The organism is Pseudomonas sp. GM60 (genome assembly GCF_000282415.1).
GTDB lineage: Bacteria > Pseudomonadota > Gammaproteobacteria > Pseudomonadales > Pseudomonadaceae > Aquipseudomonas > Aquipseudomonas migulae.
This window is the reverse complement of the sequence record NZ_AKJI01000142.1, coordinates 1-5,461: the sequence shown is the minus strand read 5'-3', so window position 1 is coordinate 5,461 and position 5,461 is coordinate 1. Positions and strand designations below refer to the sequence as shown.

At 62.1% G+C, this 5,461-nt stretch carries 4 protein-coding genes; all 4 read right to left on the bottom strand.

What is annotated here, in order from left to right; all coding sequences use genetic code 11:
* Positions 1 to 110: 110 nt before the first annotated feature.
* The 4 genes from PMI32_RS02705 to PMI32_RS02720 all read right to left on the bottom strand — a co-directional run bounded on the left by PMI32_RS02705 (position 111) and on the right by PMI32_RS02720 (position 5,239).
* The gene (locus PMI32_RS02705) at positions 111 to 1,994 is read right to left on the bottom strand and encodes a TonB-dependent receptor domain-containing protein (RefSeq protein ID WP_008034540.1); all 1,884 of its coding nucleotides are present in this window, start codon (positions 1,992 to 1,994) and stop codon (positions 111 to 113) included.
* A gap of 128 nt (positions 1,995 to 2,122) precedes the next feature.
* Positions 2,123 to 4,021, bottom strand: coding sequence for a 1-deoxy-D-xylulose-5-phosphate synthase (gene dxs / locus PMI32_RS02710; protein WP_008034538.1), 1,899 nt, complete (start codon positions 4,019 to 4,021; stop codon positions 2,123 to 2,125).
* A 91-nt stretch (positions 4,022 to 4,112) separates the two neighbouring features.
* Positions 4,113 to 5,000: a (2E,6E)-farnesyl diphosphate synthase gene (ispA, locus tag PMI32_RS02715; protein WP_008034537.1), complete on the bottom strand. Its 888-nt coding sequence runs from the start codon at positions 4,998 to 5,000 to the stop codon at positions 4,113 to 4,115.
* Positions 4,997 to 5,239, bottom strand: a complete 243-nt coding sequence (locus PMI32_RS02720; protein WP_007894317.1) for an exodeoxyribonuclease VII small subunit — start codon at positions 5,237 to 5,239, stop codon at positions 4,997 to 4,999. The genes ispA and PMI32_RS02720 overlap by 4 nt, the downstream gene beginning before the upstream one ends.
* Positions 5,240 to 5,461: the final 222 nt, after the last annotated feature.

Below are 5,461 nucleotides of genomic sequence, written 5' to 3'. Positions count from 1 at the left end.
ACCGAGTCGCCCCTTTCGCGGGCAAGCCTCGCTCCTACAGAGGATCACGGTGCTTTGTAGGAGCGAGGCTTGCCCGCGAAGAGGCCCGCCCGAACACCTCAAATGTCAGATCAGATCTCCGGCGTCCAGGTCACCCCAAACATCCACGCCCGACCTTCCTCGCGATACCCATACTGACTGCCGTCATGGCTGTACAACGCCCGGCTGTAACCCTTGTCCAGCAGGTTATCAACCTTCAGCTCAAGCTTGATCTCACGATTCAGCTCCCAACTGCTGCGCAGCCCCAGCAACGCATACCCGCCTAACGGCTGCCGATTGTCCTCATCGTCAAAGCTACTGCTCACCGCTTGCCAACTGGCGCCGAGACCCAGTCGATCAAACTGTCGATCCAGATCCAGGCTCAACGTCCGCCGTGCACGACGCGCCAGGGTGTGCCCGCTGTCGCGATCCCGCGGGTCGATGAACGCCACGCCAAGGTTACTCTGCCAACCGAACAGCTCCTGCTTCAACGCCGCTTCAAACCCGTTGATCCGTGCCGAGGCGACGTTTTGCGGGCGGTCGTTGCTGCCGAAGATAATCGCGTCCTTGAGATCGGTGCGATACAGCGAGGCTTCGAGGCGGCTGTTTTCGGTTAGCTGACTGCGCCATTGCAGCTCGTAGCTTTTCGAGGTTTCAGGCTTCAGGTCCGGATTGCTGAAATCCGGGTAATACAAGTCGTTGAAAGTCGGTGCGCGAAAGCCTTCGCTGTAGGTCAGCAGCACATCGTTATCCGGGTTCAACGGCAGGGTGAAGGTGCCGCTCCAGCTGTTCTGGCTGCCGAACTGCTGGTTCTGGTCGCGGCGCAAGCCCAGTTCCGTGGAGAAGCTGTCGGTCTGATAGCGATGCTGGATAAACGCCGAGCGGTTCCAGCGACTGTCCTCGTCGAATGCGGTGCTGCTGTTGATGCGGTCTTCGTACCAATCACCGCCGAGGATCAGGCTGTTGCGCGCGTCGAGCGTCAGGTCGTTCTGCCAGTTCACCGAGTCTCGGTAGGTGTTGAACACGCTGCGTTCATCGCTGAGCTTGTCGAAGGTCTGCTCGCGGTTTTCGCTGTGGCCGAACTCAACGCGGGTTTTCCACCGGTCGTTGATGCGCGCATCGAGGTAACTGCTGAGGCTGCTCACCGTGAATTCGTTGTAAGGCTGCTGCTGGACCGACTCGAAGGTGGTGGTATCGAAGCGGCCGAACGGGTTGTCGAACGCGCTTTTGCCTCGGTTATCCAGCAAGTTGGCGCCGATTTCGAGGTCGTCGGTGAGGGCGTGACTCAGGCTCAGGCTCACCGACTTGTTGCGATACTCATCGTGATCACCATCGCTGGGGTAGGACGCGTGGGTGCGATTGATCCCGGCCGTTTCATCGAGACTGGCGCCCAGGTTGAAGCGGGTTTGCTCATCGCCACCGGACACGCCAAGGCTGCGCTCCCACGTCTGGTTGCTGCCAAAACCCATGTGCAGACGCGGTTGCAGGCCTTGTTCGGTGCCACGACGGGTAAAAATCTGGATCACCCCGCCAATCGCATCGCTGCCATAAATCACCGAGCGGGAGCCGCGCAGCACTTCCACGCGCTCGACTTGCTCGATGTTGATGTGTTGCAGGTTGCTGTCGCCGGAAGTCGAGTTGCCGATGCGTTGACCGTCCACCAGCACCAGGCTATGAGCGGATTTGGTGCCGCGAATGTAAACCCCCGGCAAGCTGCCGCGCCCACCGGTCTGCCCGACTTGCACACCCGGCACGCGACGCAGCAGGTCGGTGACGCTACCCGGTTGCAGGCGGTCGATGTCGTCTCGGGTGAACACGGTGTTGGCGGCGCTGCTGTCGTTGCGCGCTTCGACCTGGCGGTTGGCGCTGATCAGCACGTCGGGCAGCTTCAGGGCTTGATCGCGTTCGAAAGTGTCGGCCAGGAGCGGGCCGGACGGCAGAAGGGTCAGCGTCAGGGCTAGGCGGGAGAAATTCATCGGTAATCCGTAGCAAACACGGGACTTGTAGGAGCGAGGCTTGCCCGCGAAGAGGTCATAACATTCAACATTTATGTTGACTGTTAGATCGACTTCGCGGGCAAGCCTCGCTCCTACAGGGGGAGGGGTTACTGAGCTAGCAGTTGCAGGCGTTCGCGGATCGAGGCCTCGATCCCGGCCTCATCCAGCCCGCACTCGGCCAGCATTTGCGCGGGCTTGGCGTGTTCGACGTAAAGGTCCGGCAAGCCCAGGTGCAGCACCGACTTGAGGATGTTCTCGCGGGCGAGGAATTCGCTGACCGCGCCACCGGCGCCGCCCATGATCGCGTTCTCTTCGATGGTCACCAGCAACTCATGGTTGCCGGCGATTTCGCGAACCAGCTCTTCATCCAGCGGTTTGACGAAACGCATGTCGACCACGGTGGCATCCAGCGTCTCGGCGACTTTCAGCGCCTCGGCCAATTGCACGCCGAACACCAGCAGGGCGACTTTGCTGCCCTGACGGCGAACCACGCCTTTGCCGATTTCGATTGGCTGCAGGTCTTTCTCGATCGTTGCGTTCGGGCCGTTGCCGCGCGGGTAACGCACCGCCGCCGGGCCGTTGTACAGATGGCCCGTGGTGAGCATTTTGCGCAGTTCGTTTTCGTCGCTCGGGGTCATCACCAGCATGCCGGGGATGCAACGCAGGAACGACAGGTCGAAACTGCCGGCGTGCGTCGGGCCGTCTTCGCCGACCAGGCCGGCGCGGTCGATGGCGAACAAGACGTCGAGGTTTTGCACCGCCACATCGTGAACAAGCTGATCGTAGCCGCGTTGCAGGAACGTCGAGTAGATCGCCACCACCGGTTTCGCGCCTTCACAGGCCATACCCGCCGCGAAGGTGACGGCGTGCTGTTCGGCAATCGCCACATCGAAATAGCGCAGCGGGAAACGCTCGCTGAAGGCCACCAGGTCGGAGCCTTCTTTCATCGCCGGGGTGATGCCCACCAAGCGTGGATCGGTCGCGGCCATGTCGCACAGCCATTCGCCGAACACACCGGAATACTTCGGACCGCTGGCTTTTTTCGGCGCAGCGGCCGGAGCGTCCAGCGGTTCGAGTTTGGTGATGGCGTGGTAACCGATCGGGTCGACTTCCGCCGGGGCGAAGCCTTTGCCTTTCTTGGTGACGATGTGCAGGAACTGCGGGCCTTTGAGATCGCGCATGTTGCGCAGGGTGGCGATCAGGGTCGGCAGGTCGTGGCCATCGATCGGGCCGATGTAGTTCCAGCCCAGCTCTTCGAACAGCGTGCCGGGAACCAGCATGCCTTTGGCGTATTCTTCGGTGCGACGGGCGATTTCCCAGGCGCCGGGCAGGCGCGACAGGACCTTTTTGCTGCCTTCACGCATGCTCGCGTAGGTGCGGCTGGAAAGGATTTTCGCAAGGTAGTTCGACAAGCCGCCGACGTTGCGCGAGATCGACATGTCGTTGTCGTTGAGGATCACCAGCATGTTGGCGTCCACTTCCGGCGCGTGGTTCAGCGCTTCGAACGCCATGCCGGCGGTCAGTGCGCCGTCGCCGATCACGGCAATCGCCTTGCGATCACTGTTCTGCAGGCGGGCGGCAATGGCCATGCCCAGCGCTGCGCTGATCGAGGTGCTGGAGTGGCCGACGCCAAAGGTGTCGTACTCGCTCTCGGAACGACGCGGGAAGGCGGCGACGCCGTCCTTCTGGCGCAGGGTGCCCATGCGCTCGCGACGGCCGGTGAGGATCTTGTGCGGATAGGCCTGATGACCCACGTCCCACACCAGCCGGTCGTCCGGGGTGTCGAAGACGTAATGCAACGCGATGGTCAGCTCGATGACGCCCAGGCCGGCACCGAAATGCCCGCCGGTCTGACCGACCGTGTAGAGCAATTCCAGGCGCAACTCATCGGCCAGGGTTTCCAGCTCGGCTTCGCCTAACCGGCGCAGGCCGTCCGGCGTGTTGGCACGGTCGAGCAGGGGCGTGGTCGGGCGCTTGCGGGGAATCTCATGAAACGTCGTGGGCATCAGGCGAATCGTTATAGGTATAGAAGAGGCGGCAGTTTACCTGATGCATCGGCCCCTGCCCACGCGTTGCTCTTTTTTGGCGGATACGCTGTCAGCTGCGCCGTTCGACGATATACCGGGCCAAATCGCGCAATGGCTCGGCGGCCGCGTCAAACGGTCGCAGCGCATGCAGGGCCTGATCGCGCAGTTCCAGCGCGTAGGCTTTGGCTGCATCGAGGCCGAGCAGGGCCGGGTAGGTCGGTTTGTCGCGCGCGATGTCGGCGCCCTGGCGTTTGCCGAGGGTTTCGGTATCGCTTTCGACGTCGAGAATGTCGTCCTGCACCTGGAAGGCGAGGCCGATGGCCTGTGCATAAGTCTGCAAGGACTTCAGTTCGTCTTTCTCGGCCCGGCCGCTGGCGAGGGCGCCGAGTTTGACGCTGACCTCGATCAGCGCGCCGGTCTTGTGCCGATGCATGTATTCCAGGGCTTTCTGATCGAGTTTCAAGCCGACCGAACCGAGGTCGATGGCTTGGCCGCCGACCATGCCGGCCGGCCCTGCTGCCAACGCCAATGCGCTGACCATTTGCAGGCGGATCTCAGCGTCCGACGTGCTCAGGCGCGGGTCGAGCAGGGCGCTGAAGGCCAGGCTCTGCAAACCGTCACCGGCGAGAATCGCGCAGGCTTCATCGAATTTTTTGTGGGTGGTCGGCTGGCCGCGACGCAGATCGTCGTCGTCCATCGCCGGCAAATCGTCGTGCACCAGCGAATAAGCGTGGATCAGTTCCACGGCGCAGGCGGCGCCGTTGGCTTGCTCGGGCTTGCCGCCCAGCGCTTCGCACGCTGCGTAGGCCAGCAGAGGGCGCACGCGCTTGCCGCCGTTCATCACGCTGTAGCGCATGGCTTCGTAGAGCCGCGCGAGTTCCGGGCTTGGTGCGTTGAACAGGGTTTCCAGTGCCGCGTTGACGCGGGCCTGGCTCGTCGCCGAATACGCTGCAATCATTCTGGTTGATCCGCGTCGAAGGGTTCCTCGGCGAGCTCGCCATCACGTTCGAGCAGCACTTGAACCTTCTGCTCGGCCTGGGCCAGCGCTGCCTGGCAATCACGGGTCAGACCGATGCCTTGCTCGAAAGCCGTCAGCGAGTCTTCCAGCGACAGTTCGCCGTTCTCCAGTCGCTCTACCAGCGTTTGCAGGTCGGCGAGGGATTGTTCGAAATCCAGTGCAGCTTTTTTGCGGGCCATGGCGGCGATTTCCGGTTGACGTTAAACCGGCGCGACACTAGCAGACATGGGGGTTATGGGCAAATGAGGGCATTGTCTGTTGTGCGGTTGGTTGGGGGGATATCCGTTTTTGCTGTAACGGCTTCTATTGGTTCCGCCCTTACGGCGGGTCACTTGGAGAAGCGCCAAGTAACCAAGCGCTTTTGCCCCTTTCGTTCGGTGCCTCGCTGTGGCTCGGCATGC